The 15,584-nt window shown below is 61.1% G+C and carries 15 protein-coding genes; 4 read left to right on the forward strand and 11 right to left on the reverse strand.

Going from position 1 to position 15,584, the window contains the following annotated elements; all coding sequences use genetic code 11:
- Positions 1 to 10 precede the first annotated feature (10 nt).
- From AKU79_RS06950 to AKU79_RS06985, 8 genes are all read right to left on the reverse strand, one after another.
- Positions 11 to 919 (reverse strand): fatty acid desaturase, encoded by a 909-nt coding sequence (locus AKU79_RS06950; protein ID WP_050522867.1) that lies wholly within the window; start codon positions 917 to 919, stop codon positions 11 to 13.
- Positions 920 to 944: 25 nt separating this feature from the next.
- The gene (locus tag AKU79_RS06955; protein ID WP_050522868.1) at positions 945 to 1,436 is read right to left on the reverse strand and encodes a lipocalin family protein; all 492 of its coding nucleotides are present in this window, start codon (positions 1,434 to 1,436) and stop codon (positions 945 to 947) included.
- Positions 1,424 to 1,894: a hypothetical protein gene (locus AKU79_RS06960; RefSeq protein WP_156209539.1), complete on the reverse strand. Its 471-nt coding sequence runs from the start codon at positions 1,892 to 1,894 to the stop codon at positions 1,424 to 1,426. Before AKU79_RS06960 ends, AKU79_RS06955 begins: the two co-directional genes overlap by 13 nt.
- 1 nt (position 1,895) lies before the next feature.
- A complete protein-coding gene (locus AKU79_RS06965) occupies positions 1,896 to 2,939 on the reverse strand; it encodes an aldo/keto reductase (protein ID WP_050522870.1) in 1,044 nt (347 codons plus the stop codon).
- 105 nt (positions 2,940 to 3,044) lie between these two features.
- Positions 3,045 to 3,647, reverse strand: a complete 603-nt coding sequence (locus AKU79_RS06970) for a nucleoside triphosphate hydrolase (RefSeq protein ID WP_050522871.1) — start codon at positions 3,645 to 3,647, stop codon at positions 3,045 to 3,047.
- Positions 3,644 to 4,633, reverse strand: a complete 990-nt coding sequence (locus tag AKU79_RS06975) for a type I glyceraldehyde-3-phosphate dehydrogenase (protein WP_231580114.1) — start codon at positions 4,631 to 4,633, stop codon at positions 3,644 to 3,646. Before AKU79_RS06975 ends, AKU79_RS06970 begins: the two co-directional genes overlap by 4 nt.
- A 176-nt stretch (positions 4,634 to 4,809) precedes the next feature.
- Positions 4,810 to 6,195, reverse strand: coding sequence for a bifunctional enoyl-CoA hydratase/phosphate acetyltransferase (locus AKU79_RS06980; protein ID WP_050522873.1), 1,386 nt, complete (start codon positions 6,193 to 6,195; stop codon positions 4,810 to 4,812).
- A 93-nt stretch (positions 6,196 to 6,288) separates the two neighbouring features.
- Positions 6,289 to 6,486, reverse strand: a complete 198-nt coding sequence (locus AKU79_RS06985) for a heavy-metal-associated domain-containing protein (protein WP_050522874.1) — start codon at positions 6,484 to 6,486, stop codon at positions 6,289 to 6,291.
- Positions 6,487 to 6,617: 131 nt separating this feature from the next.
- Between AKU79_RS06985 and AKU79_RS06990 the strand changes: the two genes are divergently transcribed.
- The gene (locus tag AKU79_RS06990; RefSeq protein WP_050522875.1) at positions 6,618 to 9,047 is read left to right on the forward strand and encodes a heavy metal translocating P-type ATPase; all 2,430 of its coding nucleotides are present in this window, start codon (positions 6,618 to 6,620) and stop codon (positions 9,045 to 9,047) included.
- Positions 9,044 to 9,460 carry a Cu(I)-responsive transcriptional regulator gene (gene cueR, locus AKU79_RS06995; protein ID WP_050523074.1) on the forward strand — a complete coding sequence of 139 codons (417 nt, stop codon included), beginning with the start codon at positions 9,044 to 9,046 and terminating at the stop codon, positions 9,458 to 9,460. Before AKU79_RS06990 ends, cueR begins: the two co-directional genes overlap by 4 nt.
- Here the strand turns inward: cueR and AKU79_RS07000 are convergent.
- Both AKU79_RS07000 and hemE read right to left on the reverse strand, forming a co-directional pair.
- Positions 9,457 to 11,031, reverse strand: a complete 1,575-nt coding sequence (locus tag AKU79_RS07000) for an alpha-amylase family glycosyl hydrolase (RefSeq protein ID WP_050522876.1) — start codon at positions 11,029 to 11,031, stop codon at positions 9,457 to 9,459. The two genes, cueR and AKU79_RS07000, sit on opposite strands and share 4 nt — an antisense overlap.
- A gap of 267 nt (positions 11,032 to 11,298) precedes the next feature.
- Positions 11,299 to 12,330, reverse strand: coding sequence for a uroporphyrinogen decarboxylase (gene hemE, locus AKU79_RS07005; RefSeq protein WP_050522877.1), 1,032 nt, complete (start codon positions 12,328 to 12,330; stop codon positions 11,299 to 11,301).
- Between the two features lie 110 nt (positions 12,331 to 12,440).
- Between hemE and hemC the strand changes: the two genes are divergently transcribed.
- Both hemC and AKU79_RS07015 read left to right on the forward strand, forming a co-directional pair.
- Positions 12,441 to 13,397: a hydroxymethylbilane synthase gene (hemC, locus tag AKU79_RS07010; protein ID WP_050522878.1), complete on the forward strand. Its 957-nt coding sequence runs from the start codon at positions 12,441 to 12,443 to the stop codon at positions 13,395 to 13,397.
- The gene (locus AKU79_RS07015; RefSeq protein WP_050522879.1) at positions 13,384 to 14,127 is read left to right on the forward strand and encodes a BUD32 family EKC/KEOPS complex subunit; all 744 of its coding nucleotides are present in this window, start codon (positions 13,384 to 13,386) and stop codon (positions 14,125 to 14,127) included. The genes hemC and AKU79_RS07015 overlap by 14 nt, the downstream gene beginning before the upstream one ends.
- On the opposite strand, the gene AKU79_RS07020 is transcribed toward AKU79_RS07015, so the two are convergent.
- Complete coding sequence (locus AKU79_RS07020) at positions 14,108 to 15,523, reverse strand: FAD-binding oxidoreductase (protein ID WP_050522880.1); 1,416 nt, start codon at positions 15,521 to 15,523, stop codon at positions 14,108 to 14,110. The genes AKU79_RS07015 and AKU79_RS07020 overlap by 20 nt on opposite strands.
- Positions 15,524 to 15,584: the final 61 nt, after the last annotated feature.

The raw sequence follows: 15,584 nt of genomic DNA on the forward strand, positions 1-15,584 counted from the left end.
GACACGCCTGTCACAGACTGTCGAGCGGCGCCTTGGGATAATGCGGATGCGGCACCGGTTCCTTGGTGCAAAACAGATATTTGCGAAACACCTCGGCATAGCTTCGATAGGCATAGCCACCGTTACCGGCCAGAAAGCCGGCGCGGTTGGCATCATAAATCTGGCGCAAACGATACCATGGCACACCGGGGTGGCGGTGGTGTACCGCGTGAAAATTATTGTTCAAGAACAACAGCGCCAGCAGCCCCCGATCTTCGACAATCGCGGTGCGCGAAAATACGTCCTCATGGGCGCGATGTTCCAGAAAAGTGCGTATCTTCAATAGGCTATGGGCGATGAATACTGCCAACAGATAGGCCCAGAACGGCATCGCCGCCCACCACAGCCAGATCGCAAGCGGCACTAGCCCCAGCACATGCAGCCCCCAGTCGCGCCGCACGCCCGGCGCATTGCGGCCAAACAGGCGTGCCTCTCCCACCAGCCACATCACATTCCCGATCAAGGGGCCAAGCAACATCCGCCCCAACAAACTATTGTTCGCACGAAACACCAGCTGCATCAGACGTGGCAACCGCCCCCAAACCGCAGGGTCAAAATAATTGCTTTCAGGGTCGTCATAAGGGTCGGTCAAAATCGGGTCAAAGTGATGCGCCATGTGGGTATTGCGAAAGCGGCCATATGGCACCGTCAGCGTCAGCGCCGGAAAAACCAACGCCTCATTCAACACGCGGTTCCGGAACGGGTGGCCATGCATGGCCTCATGCTGAAGCGATGCGAACTGCGTTACCGCCACGCCCGTGGCCACCACACCCAAAACCGGAGACCACGCATATAGTGCCGATGTGCCAAGCCCCCAAACCGCATAGGTTGCTATCAGCAACAACAGGGTTGGCCACTCAACCCGCGCGATCTTTGACATTCCTCGCCCTTTCACCAAACCGCCATCAGCGCAACCGCGCCAGATCATAGCCGTTCCAATCCAACACTTCACGCGCGGCGCGCATCCGGTCGTCAGGCAAAGCGCCGCCACGGTTCAAAATAAACCCAAACCGCCCCGACGGCGTGCCAATAACCAGCGTGCGATAGCCGACATCCGACCAAATCACCCACCACGCCTCGCCTTTGGGCGGGGTAAACCGGCCCGGCCCGGCTGCCACCAAAGGCCCCGAAAACGGTGTGGAAACCCCACCAAGGCACAACCGCGCCGCAATCGTCAAGCCTTTGGCACCACGCGAAATATCCGCCCCGCCTTTGGCACAGCCCGGCGCCCCCTGCGGCGCAAACTCGGCCACCTGCACCCATTTGCCAACCAGCTTGTCATTTTCCAGCACGGCGTTCGAATAGATCTGCGTCGCAGGCTTGCGATAGCCCGTGGCGGGCGCAGACGTTTTGCCAACACAGCCAGCAAGCAAAAGCAGCGCGATCAGTCTATACATAATTCAACCCGCCGCCCGTCATTCTGCAAAATATCCTGACAGCCCAAAAGGGGCTTTACCGGCGCACAACTGTTTGATCTGGCAAGGCAAACACCATCACAATCGCTTTCACGGCGGCATTGTTTGCCACCATCGCGGGTCACAAACTGACAGGTCATCGCGCCCGAGCCGGGCAAGGCAACAAAGCGCCCGCCCTTTGCCTCACAGGCCAACTGTCCGGGGGTTTTCACCAATGGGGTCGGCGGCTTTGCTTCGGCATCCGTTGCGGGTGCGGCAGGCGCAACAGACTCCTGACCGATCGGGGCAAGCGTCGTCACCTCAACCGCAGGCCCTTGCAGGGCCGATGGCGCCGCCACATCGGTTGCAGGCACCTCGGCGCCGCCAAACCCGCCAAACTGGCACCCCGCCAAAGCAAACGCCAATACCGCAACACGGCCAAAACCCCAAAACTGCTGCATGTCAGTACGGCTGCGGAAAGGCACGATGCGCCTCATCGATTTCGGCCATAACCTCATCAGACAGCACCAGATCGGCGGCATCAATATTCATCCGCAACTGATCAAGGTTTGACGCCCCGATAATCGGGATCACCGGAAACGGACGGTTGCGCACAAAAGACAGCGCCATCATGTTCGGGTTCAGCCCATGCCGCGCCGCGATGCCCAAATAGGCGGCAATCGCCTCAAACACTTGCGGCGTAACGCGCCCACCCAGTTCGGGGCTGTTCACCCGCCGCGTGCCATCAGGCACCACGCCGCCCGCATATTTCCCGCTCAGCAACCCCGCAGCAAGGGGCGAAAACGCCAGCAAGGGCATGTTTTCCATCACCGAAAACTCGGCCCAGTCACTATCAAACTGGCGGCACAGCAGTGAATATTCGTTCTGCACACTCGCCATTCGTGGCAGCCCCAAGGCCTGCGCCAAGCGGATAAAATTGGCAGCCCCCCAAACGCTTTCATTCGACAGCCCGATCGCACGAATTTTACCCTCGGCAATCAGCTTTGCCGCCGATTGCAAAACATCCGTCATATCGGCGAAAACCTCGGCTGCGGGCGTGGCTGGCGGGGTGTAGTTCCAGATCTTGCGAAAGTGGTAGGACCCACGGTTCGGCCAATGCAGCTGAAACAGATCGATATAGTCGGTTTGCAAACGGCGCAGCGATGCCTCGACCGCGTCACGCAGGCTGGCCCCGGTGATCGGCGCGCCATCGCGAACATAGCTGGTGCCCTCGCCGACAATCTTGGTCGCAAGCACCACTTTTTCGCGCCCGCCATTGCGGCCGAACCAGTTGCCGATAATCTTTTCCGTGCCGCCGATGGTTTCCTTGCGCACGGGGTTTGTCGGGTACATCTCGGCTGTATCCCAGAAATTTACCCCATGATCCAAGGCCATAGCGATTTGGTCATGCCCTTCGCGCTCGGAGTTCTGGCGGCCCCATGTCATCGTGCCAAGGCAGAATTCTGATACCATAAGGCCCGTTGACCCAAGGGGGATTTGCTTCATATGCCTGCCTTTCAAAATGCGTCTTGGCGGCCCGTGGCCACCAATGAATTCTATTTGCAAAGTCGCATTGTTTTTGCCGTGACGCAAGCGCCGGCGCGGCGCGCCCTAGCCCTGCCGGATCACCACATCGGCAGAAACCGAACCCGCCACAACCTGCTGCGCGTTGGGAATGTCATTGCCCATGGCCCGTGCCACCGCCGCCGCCTGCATCAGCCCGTGGTCGCGCCAGCGCTGCACCAACCGCGCCTCTAACACCGGCAACGGCACCTCGATGCCGATTGTCAGATCCCAGCACCCTGCCAGTCGGTTCCAAGGCGCCCTGTCCAGCAGCAGATAATTGCCCTCGATCAGCAACACGCGCTGCTCTGGCCCGATTACCCGCGCCCCCGCAATAGCAATATCGCGGGCACGGTCAAACACAGGGATCACCACCTCTTCACCGCGTTTCAGACGGGTGACCATGTTCAAAAAACCTGCCGCATCAAAGCTTTCCGGCGCACCTTTGCGGGCCAGCAGGCCGCGCTGTTCAAGCACCGTATTGTCCAGATGAAACCCGTCCATCGGCACCACGGCGGCCCCGGCAATCCGGTCGGCCAAAGCCTCGGCCAGCGTGGATTTACCCGCCCCCGGCGGCCCCGCAATCGCAATCAGCACGCGGCCATCGGTGGCGCGGCTGGCCGCGGCAATCGCATCCAGCGCGGCCTTCATTCGCCTTGCCCAATCAGGCGGGCCACGTCCAACATCCGGTTGGAAAAGCCCCATTCGTTATCATACCAACCAAACACCCGCAGCATACCACCGGCCGTGATACGGGTTTCGGGGCAGGCCATGACAATGCTTTCCCGCCGCGCCCGCATATCGGTGGAAACCAAGGCGCGGTCCGTCGCCCCGATCACCCCGCCAGCCGCGCGAAACGCCGCATTCACCGCCTGCACGCTGGCGGGCCGTTTGGTCATCACCGCCAGATCAACCGCTGACACACTAACCACCGGCACCCGCACGGCCGACCCCTCTATCCGGCCGGCCAGCGCGGGCAAAACCTCATCCAGCAAGCGCTGCGCCGAGGTGGTCGTCGGTACCATAGAAACGGCGGCCGCACGGCTGCGGGCAAAATCGGCGGCGGGGGCGTCAACCGTGGGCTGGCTGCCCGTGTAACAGTGGATCGTGGTCATGGAACCGGTTTCCACCCCCCACTCGGCCTCGATCAACGCCACAAGCGGCGCCAGCGCGTTGGTCGTGCAAGACGCGTTCGACAAGATGCGGTGGTCGCGCAGATTTAACCCCGCCTCATTCGCGCCCAATACCACAGTATAGTCCGCAGCCTTGGACGGGCCCGAAACCAGAACCCGCGCGGCACCGGCCCGCAAACCACGGGCCGCCATTTCACGCCCGTCAGCGCGGCCTGTGCATTCCAGAACCAAATCAACGCCGCGCAGATCCAGCGTTGAAATATCCGACACGCGGTGCATCGGAATGCGATGCCCGTCAATTATCAAATCCGAACCTTCTTGGCCAACAGTGCCGCGCCATGGGCCAAAAATACTGTCATATTCGAACAAATAGGCGCACATATCGGGGGCGGCAATATCGTTCACGCCGACCACCTGCAAACCAGGCCAACGGTCAGGCGATTGCAAAAAGGCCCGCAACACCGACCGCCCGATCCGGCCAAATCCGTTGATAAAGATCCGCATCTTCCTGCCTTTCATTTTGGCAAGTCTGACCACGACAGTGTCCGCTTTTCAAGGCGTGCAGGGCCGGAATTTTGTACCAGTCACAATAGCATAAAGTGCCGCAAAACCCCTACCCCTTGCGGCACCCTCAGCCCACGCGCCCCGCCCCTGGATCAGTGCGGCACCCAAAACGGGTTTCACTCGGCCTTTTCTTGCATGCGGGCATGGTGGATCGCCGCAACCGCGCAAGACGCCAGCCGCGCCATAGAGCTGTCGGACCGCGAGTTCAGGATAACCGGCACGCGCGCACCCATTACCAGCCCCGCCGCCTCGGCATGGCTGATATAGGCAAGCTGTTTGGCCAGCATATTCCCCGCATCGATCCCCGGCACAACCAGCACTTCGGCGCGGCCTGCCACCTCGGATTTGATACCTTTAATACGCGCCGCCGCCATTGATACCGCATTGTCCATCGCCAAAGGGCCATCGACAAAACCGCCAGTAATCTGGCCACGTTCCGCCATTTTAGACAGCAGCGCCGCATCCAGCGACGAAGGAATATCGGGGTTAACCGTTTCCACCGCCGACAAAACACCCACGCGCGGCTGGGCAATGCCAATAGAAATCGCCAGATCAATCGCGTTTTGCACAATATCAACCTTGGTCGCCAGATCGGGTGCAATATTGATCGCCGCATCCGACACCAGCAACGGATGGGCAAGCCCCGGCACATCCATCACAAAAATATGCGTCAAGCGGCGGCCAATGCGCAGGCCGGTTTCCCGCACGACCATCGGACGCAGCATTTCATCGGTGTGCAGGTTGCCCTTCATCACCGCATCGACGCGCCCCTCCCGGACCAGTGCCACAGCACGGGCGGCGGCTGCGGCGTGATGGGCCTCTTCGATAATCTCGACCCCCGACAAATCGGCGCCAAGCTCGGTCGCTGCGGCATGGATTTTACCCAAATGACCAATCAGGATCGGCGTGATGATCGTATGCTTCATCGCCAGAATAGCACCCCCTAACGAGGCGGCATTCTCGGGGCAAATCACAGCGGTGCGCAAAGGTGGCAAAGGCTCGGCGCGGGCCAGAATCGCCTCAAAATGCCGGTGACGGCGCACGGTCAGCCCCGGCAGCGTAGAGCCATCAACGCGGTAGGATTTGGCAGGCGCCTGCACCCGCACCGAGCCGGACAAGATAAGCATGTCGTCGATTTCGCGGATCACTTGCGCCGCAAGCGTCACCACTCCGTTATCCAGCCCCGTCACGGTAACCGTTGTCACCAGCTCGTCATCGGCTTTGGCGCGGGTATGAAAAGTATAGTCTTGCGACAGCGTCGTAATGCCCGGCCCCGGCAAATGCGACCCCAGCAAAGCCGCGACCAAAGATGCCGCAAAGGCCGAAGGCACCATCGCCTCGGCCTGCCCGTCACCATCGCCATCCAGCCCCGGCAGGTGCAGCGGGTTATGGTTGCCCGTGGCCGACGCAAAGATGAACAGATCATCGGCCGTACACAGCCGCGTGGCGCTTGCGGTATCACCCAGCTTCAGCGTCTCGAACAAGCGGTTCTCAAGGATCATGGCACACTCCGGTTTTGCGCGCCACAACCTGTGCCGCGTTGGTCCTCCGCCCTACCTCTTTGTGCCGCTGTCGCGCGGCAGGGGCAAGGGCGCTTAGACCGTTTGCGCCGGAAACCCTACGGCAGCAAGCGCTGCGATCAACGCGGATTCGGTCTTGGCCGAGGTGATTTCGGCGCGACGCGCGACCAGATCAACCAGCACAGCGGCCGCAGGGTCAAGCTTGTGGATCGCAGTTTCGACCGCCGTTTTGCAATGGCCGCAGTTCATGTCAGGAATAGAAAGCGTTGTCATAATGGCTCCTCATATGTCGGGGGAATCTGTGAGGTTCCCGTTGGGGGAAGGTCAAGCCAAATATTTGCACCACAGGCCCTTGACCTTCCAGTGACTAGAACCCCTATGTAGGTACCAAAAGTGAGGACGCAATGGCCGAAATGATATTTGAAGTCGAGGGCATGACCTGCGGGGCCTGTGTAGGCCGGGTAGAGCGGGTCTTGGCTGCAGTAGACGGTGTTGGCCAGGCCGAAGCGAACCTCGCGAATGGCACGGCACGTGTGCAGGGTGGCGCCGCACCCGCCCTTGCGGCGGCCTTGGAAAGTGCAGGCTTTGGCGCAAGGCAATCGCATATCACCCTGGCGATTGAGGGCATGACCTGCGCGTCTTGTGTCGGGCGGGTCGAGCGCGGATTGGCAGCTTTGGACGGGGTCGTTTCGGCACAGGTAAATCTGGCGACCGAAACCGCCGATGTTCGATTTTTGGCGGGTGCGCTGGCGAAAGACGCCCTGATTTCCGCCGTATCCGATCTTGGTTATGTAGCAAAAGTGCAAGAGGTGGCAGCCACCCCCGACCACAAGGCCGAAGAAATCCTGACCTTGCAACGGCAGTTGATCACAGCTTTGGTGCTAACGCTGCCGGTGTTTTCATTGGAAATGGGGGGGCATTTGGTCCCAGCTTTTCACCATTGGATTGCGCAGACAATCGGCACGCAAAACAGCTGGCTGGTCCAATTCGCGCTGACCTCTCTGGTGCTACTCGGGCCGGGGCGGGTGTTTTACACACGCGGCTGGGCAGCCTTGCGCCATCTTGCCCCCGATATGAACGCATTGGTGATGATCGGCACAGCCGCGGCTTACGGCTTTTCTCTCGTGGCAACTTTTGCACCCGCGCTTTTGCCCAGCACCGCGCAGGCCGTGTATTATGAGGCCGCTTCGGTAATCGTCACGCTGATCCTGCTGGGCCGCTGGCTCGAGGCCCGTGCCAAAGGTCGCACTGGTGCCGCGATTGCGCGGCTGGTTGGCCTTGCGCCACAAACCGCGCAGGTCGAACGCGACGGCACCGTGCAGGAACTGCCGCTGGATGCGGTGGTCGTTGGTGACATCTTGCACCTGCGCCCCGGCGAGAAAATCGCCGTAGATGGCGAGGTGATCGACGGGCGCAGCTATGTCGATGAAAGCATGATCACGGGCGAGCCTGCCCCCGTTGAAAAAGCCCCCGGCGCGATGGTCACAGGTGGCACGGTGAATGGCACAGGGGCCTTGCAATACCGCGCCTTGCGCGTGGGGGCCGATACGATGCTGGCGCAGATAATCCGCATGGTGGCGCAGGCGCAGGGCGCGCGGCTGCCGGTGCAGGATCTGGTAAACAAAATCACTGGCTGGTTCGTGCCAATGGTGCTGTTGGCGGCGGCGGTTACAGTGCTGATCTGGCTGGTCTTTGGGCCTTCACCCGCACTGACCCATGCGCTTGTGGCCGGTGTGGCTGTGCTGATTATCGCTTGCCCCTGCGCAATGGGCTTGGCGGTGCCAGTGTCGATCATGGTCGGCACAGGCCGCGCCGCCGAGCTTGGGGTCCTGTTTCGCAAAGGGGCCGCGTTGCAGGCTTTGCAATCGATTGACGTGGTGGCTCTGGATAAAACCGGAACCCTGACAGCCGGCCGCCCCGAGATGACAGATCTGGTCCTCGCTCAGGGCTTTAACAGCCATGTCGTGCTGGCCCGCATCGCCGCGATCGAGGCCAAATCCGAACACCCGATCGCGCAGGCAATCCTGCGCGCGGCCCGGGAACGCGGGCTGGAATTGCCCCCCGCATTTGACTTTGCCTCGCACACCGGTTTCGGGATTTCGGGGCAAGTGGCCGGGCAACGCGTGCTGATCGGCTCGGCCCGGTTCATGGCACAAGAAGGCGTAGAATTGGGCCATTTGGCCAAAGCAGGTAACACGCTGGCCACAAACGGCAAAACCCCGCTTTTTGCCGCCTTGCATGGCCAGATTGCGGCCGCTATCGGCGTTGCAGACCCGGTCAAAACCGGCACCCCCGAGGCGATTGCGGCCTTCAAAGCGATGGGCCTGCGGGTGGTGATGATCTCGGGCGATACAACCGAAACCGCGCGCGTGATCGCGGGCGAGCTGGGCATCAAAGAGGTCATCGCCGAGGTTCTGCCCGATGGTAAGGTTGCCGCATTGCAAGCCCTGCGTGACAAGGGTTTGCGGCTGGCCTTTGTCGGCGACGGTATCAATGACGCCCCCGCTCTGGCGCTGGCCGATGTGGGCATCGCGATTGGCACCGGCACCGATGTCGCGATAGAGGCAGCCGATGTGGTGCTGATGTCTGGCGATTTGCGCGGCGTGGTTTCGGCGCTTGAGGTCAGCCGCGCGACGATGCGCAACATCAAGCAAAACCTGTTCTGGGCCTTTGGCTATAACGCCGCGCTGATCCCCGTCGCGGCGGGGCTTTTGTACCCCGTTTGGGGTGTGCAACTGTCACCGGTTCTGGCCGCCGGGGCGATGGCAATGTCATCCATCTTTGTCCTGACAAACGCGCTGCGCCTGCGGTGGGTCGCGGGGGCGCGGGCATGAATATCAAAGAGGCAGGGCAACGGGCAGGCCTGCCCGCCAAAACCATCCGCTATTATGAAGAAGTCGGCCTTATCCGCCCCTTGCGCGACAGCAACGGCTACCGCGCCTTTCGCGAAAGCGACGTGCACAAACTGGGCTTTTTGGGCCGCGCACGCGCCTTGGGCTTTACGATTGAGGATTGCCGCGTGCTGCTCTCACTCTATGAAGACCAAAGCCGCGCGAGTGCCGATGTCAAAGAGGTGGCGCAAAAGCACCTTGCCCAGATTTCCGACAAAATCGCAGCCCTGCAGACGATGCAGGACACGTTGTCGCATCTGGTCGCCTGCTGCCACGGTGATGACCGGCCAGATTGCCCGATTTTGGCCGATCTGGCGCCGCCAAACCCGCCCCCACCAAAGCTGCGCAAACCCTAGGCTGTGGTCAGAAAGGCAAAGCCATTGGCGCCCAGCGTCAGGGTATTGCCCTCTATCTCGGCGTTTTGCCACGGCCCAACAAGGCTTGGCACCGCGCTCAGCGTCAGCATCGCGTTGTTTGGCGACAGGTTGTAAAGGCACATCAGATCATCGCGCAAAAAGCCCAAAATCGGGTCGGGCAAATCCAGAAAAACGGTGCGGCCATGGCGCAGCGCGGGTGTGTTCTTGCGAAACGCCAGCGTCTCGCGATAGCTTTCCAGAACCGACCCCGCGCCCATCCCTGCCACATTGCGCGCCTTTTGCGGCGGTTTGATCGGCAGCCACGGCGTACCAGAGGTAAAACCCGCCTGATCGCTGTCATCCCAAACCATCGGCGTGCGGCACCCATCGCGGCCTTTATAATCGGGCCAGAACTTGAACCCCGGCGGGTCGGTCAACTCGGAATACAGGATGTCGGTTTCCGTCTGGCCCAATTCTTCGCCCTGATACAGACATAAAGAGCCTTGAAACCCCGCCAGCATCGCAATCGCCTGTTTCGCCAGCGCGTCTTGGCTGCCGAACGCGGTCCAGCGCGTGACATGGCGCACAACATCATGGTTGGAAAAGGCCCAACACGGGCAACCATTCGGGGCCGCCGCGTAAAAGGCCTCGATCTTCTGGCGGAAATGCTCGGCGGTAAATTCAGGGCCAAGCATATCGAATGAATAGGCCATATGCAGGCGCGTCTCGCCCGCAGTGTATTGCGCCATAATCTCGCCCGCGCGCCGCGACTCGCCCACCTCGCCCACCATGGCGCGGCCGTCGAATTCATCCGTCAGGGCACGCAAACGTTCCAGAAAGCTCAGGTTTTCCGGCCGGTTCTTGGAATAAAGATGATCTTGCATGTCATAGGGGTTAACCTTGGGCACGGCCGTATTGCGCGGGTCGGGCGGGTTGGACCGCAAATCCTGATCATGGAAATAAAAATTCACCGTATCCAGCCGGAAGCCGTCCACCCCCCGCTCCAGCCAGAACCGCATGGTAGACAGCAACCAATCCTGCACATCCGGATTGTGAAAATTGAAATCCGGCTGCGAGGTCAGGAAATTGTGCAAATAATACTGCCGCCTGCGCGAATCCCACTCCCATGCCGATCCACCAAAGACCGAAACCCAATTGTTGGGCGGCGTGCCGTCAGGCATCGGGTCAACCCAAACATACCAATCGGCACGCGGGTTATCGCGACTGGAACGGCTTTCCTCGAAAAACGGGTGCTTGTCGGATGAATGGCTGATCACCTGATCGATAATCACTTTCAGCCCCCGGTCATGCGCCTTTGCGACCATCGCGTCAAAATCCGCCATCGTGCCGAACAGCGGGTCAATGCCGGTGTAATCCGATACGTCATACCCCATATCAGCCATAGGCGAGGTAAAGATCGGCGACAGCCAGATCGCATCGACCCCAAGGCTGGCCACATAGTCCAGCCGCGCCGTAATGCCTGCAATATCGCCAATACCATCACCGTCACTGTCCTGAAACGAGCGGGGATAGATTTGATAGGTTACCGAATTGCGCCACCAGTCCTGCATGCTTGCCCCCTTGTTCCGGTTCTCTCAGACGACCCCAAAGCCGCGCCTTGCGCAAGCAGGTATTTTGGCGACCACCGCGCCGCGATGGGCGCCCCCGCTCGGCCAAACCCACCCAAACCGCCAAAATTGCCACCAAAACCAGCAGCCAATCGCCAACGCCAAAAAAAGGATCGGCCTCTCCGCGCCCCAAAGAAATCGCAAAAAAACAGGGGGTCAGGTCACACCCGCCCCCCCCATTTCATCTTGGCTCAAATACCTATTCTGCCCTCAGCCGCCGCGCACGGCCTCGATCATCCGGCTTACATTGTCAGGGTCGGCATCAGGGGTAATCCCGTGGCCAAGGTTAAAGATATGCGGCCCCTTGGAAAACGCTTTTACAATATGCCGCGTCTCGTCAATCAGCGCCTGCCCGCCCGTAACCATGTGATGCGATGCAAGATTGCCTTGCACACAACCATCCACCTGCACATTAGCCGCAGCCCACTCCGGCGTCACCGAATTGTCTAGCGCCACACAATCAGCGCCCGTCGCACGGGCAAAGCCGATATAGCCGTCACCACCCTCACGCGGAAAGGCAATCACGGGCAGGTTAGGGTGGCGCCGCTTCAGCTCGGAAATAATCCGCTTGGCAGGCAATAGCGCGAAATCATGGAAATCCGCGCCTTTCAGGCTGCCGGCCCAGGAATCAAACAGCTTGACCACCTCGGCCCCCGCTTGCACTTGGGCATCCAGATACTCAATCGTGCCATCTGTAATCCGGTCAATCAGCGCCACAAAGGCCGCGCGGTCAGTGTCTTTCAACTTATGCGCAGGGGCTTGGTCGGGCGTGCCACGGCCTGCGATCATATAGGTCGCCACCGTCCACGGCGCACCGGCAAAGCCGATCAGCGTGGTCTCGCGCGGCAATTCGCGCGCCAAAATCTTCACCGTCTCATAGATCGGTGACAGCGTTTCGTGAATATCGGCGGTGGGGCGCAATGCCTGAACCCCTGCCATATCGGTAATGGTCGAAAGCCGCGGCCCCTCGCCCGTCACAAACCACAAATCCGCGCCAAGCGCCTGCGGCAACAGCAAAATATCGGCAAACAGAATGGCCGCATCAAAGCCATAGCGCCGGATCGGCTGCAACGTTACCTCGGCCGCCAGATCGGGGTTATAGCACAGCTTCAGAAAATCCCCCGCCTGTTCGCGGGTGGCACGGTATTCCGGCAAATAGCGCCCCGCCTGACGCATCATCCAGATCGGGGGCGTGGGCAGGGTTTCGCCGCGCAGCGCACGCAGGATGGTTTTCTCGGTCATCAGGCTCTCCAATTCAACTTGCACCCCTGACTTCCAAGATGTGGCGCGCTTGTCAATATGACACATCATCGCCAGTTGAAAGCGCCGCAGTGGAACGCTAGGAAGGGGCCATGAAAAACGCACGCCCCTCCCCCGCCCAGCCCTTGCGCATTGGTACCCGTGGCTCGCCGCTTGCCCTGTGGCAGGCGCATGAGGCGCGGCGCTGTCTGATGCAGGCACATTCCTTGCCCGAATCCGCCTTTGAGGTGGTCATCATCAAGGTCAGCGGCGACAACCGCCTGCTAATCGACGCCGACCGCCCGCTGAAAGAAATCGGCAACAAAGGCCTGTTCACCCGCGAGATTGAGGATGCCCTGCTGGATGGCAGCATCGACATCGCCGTGCATTCGATGAAAGACATGCCGACCGAGCAGCCTGCGGGTTTGGTGCTGCAATGCTATTTGCCGCGCCAAGACGTGCGCGACGGGTTTTTGTCGCCAACAGCGGCCAGTCTGGCCGATCTGCCGCAAGGCGCTGTGGTCGGGTCGTCCAGCCTGCGGCGTCGGGCACAACTGGCCCTGCGCCGGCCCGACCTAAAGCTGGTCGAATTTCGCGGCAACGTGCAAACGCGGATGCAAAAGCTTCAGGATGGCGTCGCCTCGGCCACATTCCTTGCCATGGCAGGGCTGAACCGCCTCGGCATGGCCGATATGGCCCGCTGTGCGATTGAACCCGAGGAAATGCTGCCCGCCGTCGCCCAAGGCGCAATCGGGATTGAGCAACGCTCGGATGACGCACGGGTGCGCAACTTGCTGGATGCCATTCACTGCACGCCCACCGGCCTGCGCGTGAATACCGAACGCGCGTTCTTGCGCGAAATGGACGGCTCTTGCGAAACGCCGATTGCAGCACTGGCAATCCTGGAAGGCGACCAGATCTGGCTGCGCGGTGAAATTCTGCGCCCCGACGGATCGGAATCTTTGGCCGATGATATTCGCGGGCCTGCGACCGATGGCACAGCACTTGGGCAGGCCTTGGCCCAACGCCTGTTGGCCCGCGCACCGGCAGGCTTCTTTGACTGGCGTTAATACCCCCGCAGTCGATGAGGCGGTGGATGCAGCTGTCGCAGCGGCCTTGGCCGGGCCCTATGCCCGCGTGATGCCGCTTGCGCTGCCCGATGGCCGCAGGGTCTGGCTAAAACAGGCCGAGCGGTTGACGGGGCGGATGCGGCTGCAAAAGGGCAGCGGCATGAAAGGCTTTGCGCGCGAATGGGCCGGCTTGCACCTTTTGGGCCGCTTGGGCCACGCCGTAGCCCCTGTTCTGGCCGAGGGGCAAGATTGGTTTGTCACCCCCGATCTGGGGCCAACACTGCGCCATTTGATGTGGCACCCTTCGGGCGATGGCACCCCCATCTTTGCTGCCGCAGGTACGGCTTTGGCCCGCCTGCATCTGGCCAGCTACCGCCACGGCCGCCCCGCAATCCGCGATATGTGCTGGGATGGGAAGGCGGTTCACTTCATTGATCTTGAACGATTTTCCGATGTAAAATCCGACCCGCGCGGTTTGGCTATCGATCTGATGATCTTTGTCCACAGCCTTTTGGCCGATGGGCTGAACGCCCCCGCAGGCACGGCCCAGACACTGCAAAATGCGGCATTCGCGGCCTACCGCGCCCAAGCGCCCGGCATTTGGGCACAAGCCGGCGTTACGGCAGGTTGGCTGCGTTGGTTGCCCCTTGTGGCGCGGCTAAAGCCCCACAGCCGTGAATGGCAATCGATGGCCCCCACATTGGCACTGTTCAGGCAAGATCGGGGATAATCTTGCCGGGATTCATACGGTTTTCGGGGTCAAGCGCCGCTTTGACCGACCGCATCACCGCCAGCGCCACCGGGTCTTTGCGCCGCGCCATCGACGCACGTTTTGACAATCCCACGCCATGCTCGGCCGAGAAACTGCCGTGCAGCGCCTGCACCTCATCCTCGACCGCCTCAACCACTGCATCATAAAGGGCTGCGTCATCTCGGGTCGGGAACACGGTATAATGCACGTTCCCATCCCCCAAATGCGCGACGCAAATATCCTCGGCCCCCGCGTCAAGCGATGGCAGGCGGGCCGCCATGCGCTGCAAGAATGTATCGACCTGATCGACCGGCACCGCAATGTCGGTATCAATCGCCGGTTTGCGGGCAAAGGTGATTTCGGCGGCCAGCTCGCGGCGTTCCCACATCGCACGGCGCTGCGCCTCATTCTGCGCGATTTCGGCCTCAAGCACGGTGCCCTCCTCCAGCATATCGGCCAGAACCTGCGTCAACAGCGCCACCACCGGCACATCGCCCGCGTCATTCGGGGTGGCATCACGCGGGGCAACAGCGCCAACCTCGACCAGAATATTGACCTGTTGGCGCGGGGTGAACGGCTGGCGAATATCGGGGCGCGCCTCTGCCAACCTGCGCATATAGCTTTCAGGCATATATTCAAACGCTTCCACCGCGCCGCCAGTCTCGTTGCGCAAACGGTTCAGCAAAACCAACGCATCGGGCAGCGACCGCGCGGCCAGCGTCGCCGTGGCATAGGCGCGCGGCCGTGGCACCAGCTTCATCACTGCCGCCGTAATAATGCCCAACGTGCCCTCGGCCCCGATGAACAGATTGCGCAGATCATAGCCCGAGTTGTCCTTATGCAGTTCCGACATCAGGTTCAGCACCTGCCCGTCAGCCAAAACCACCTCTAGCCCCAGACACAAAGCGCGGGTTGACCCATAGCGCAGCACGTTCGACCCACCCGCATTGGTGGAAAGCACCCCCCCGATCATGGCCGAACCTCGCGCGCCAAACCACAGCGGAAAGTACAACCCCTCGGCCTCGGCAGCGGCGTGCAAACTGTCAAGAATAACCCCCGCCTCAACCACAGCGATGCGGGCCTGCGGGCGGATTTCACGGATACGGTTCATCCGCTCGACCGAGATCATCAGCCCGCCCTGCGTCATCGCCCCACCCACCAGCCCGGTGCGGCCCGAAACCGGCACCACCGGCACCGCGTATTTGGCGGCAATACGCACACACGCTGCCACCTCAGCCGTGTTGGCAGGGCGCACAACCGCCACCGGATCGGCGGTATAGCTGCCCGTCCAATCGCCCGTATGGCCCGCACGGTCTGCCCCCGTCAGCACATGCGCCGCGCCCAAAGCCTGTGTTAGTTCGGCGATCAAAGTCATATAACGTCCCTGCGGTTTGCGTGGCCTTTTTGTTGCGCAACCCATCCGCAAGCGCAAGCGC

It is taken from the genome of Pseudorhodobacter wandonensis (assembly GCF_001202035.1).
Lineage (GTDB): Bacteria > Pseudomonadota > Alphaproteobacteria > Rhodobacterales > Rhodobacteraceae > Pseudorhodobacter > Pseudorhodobacter wandonensis.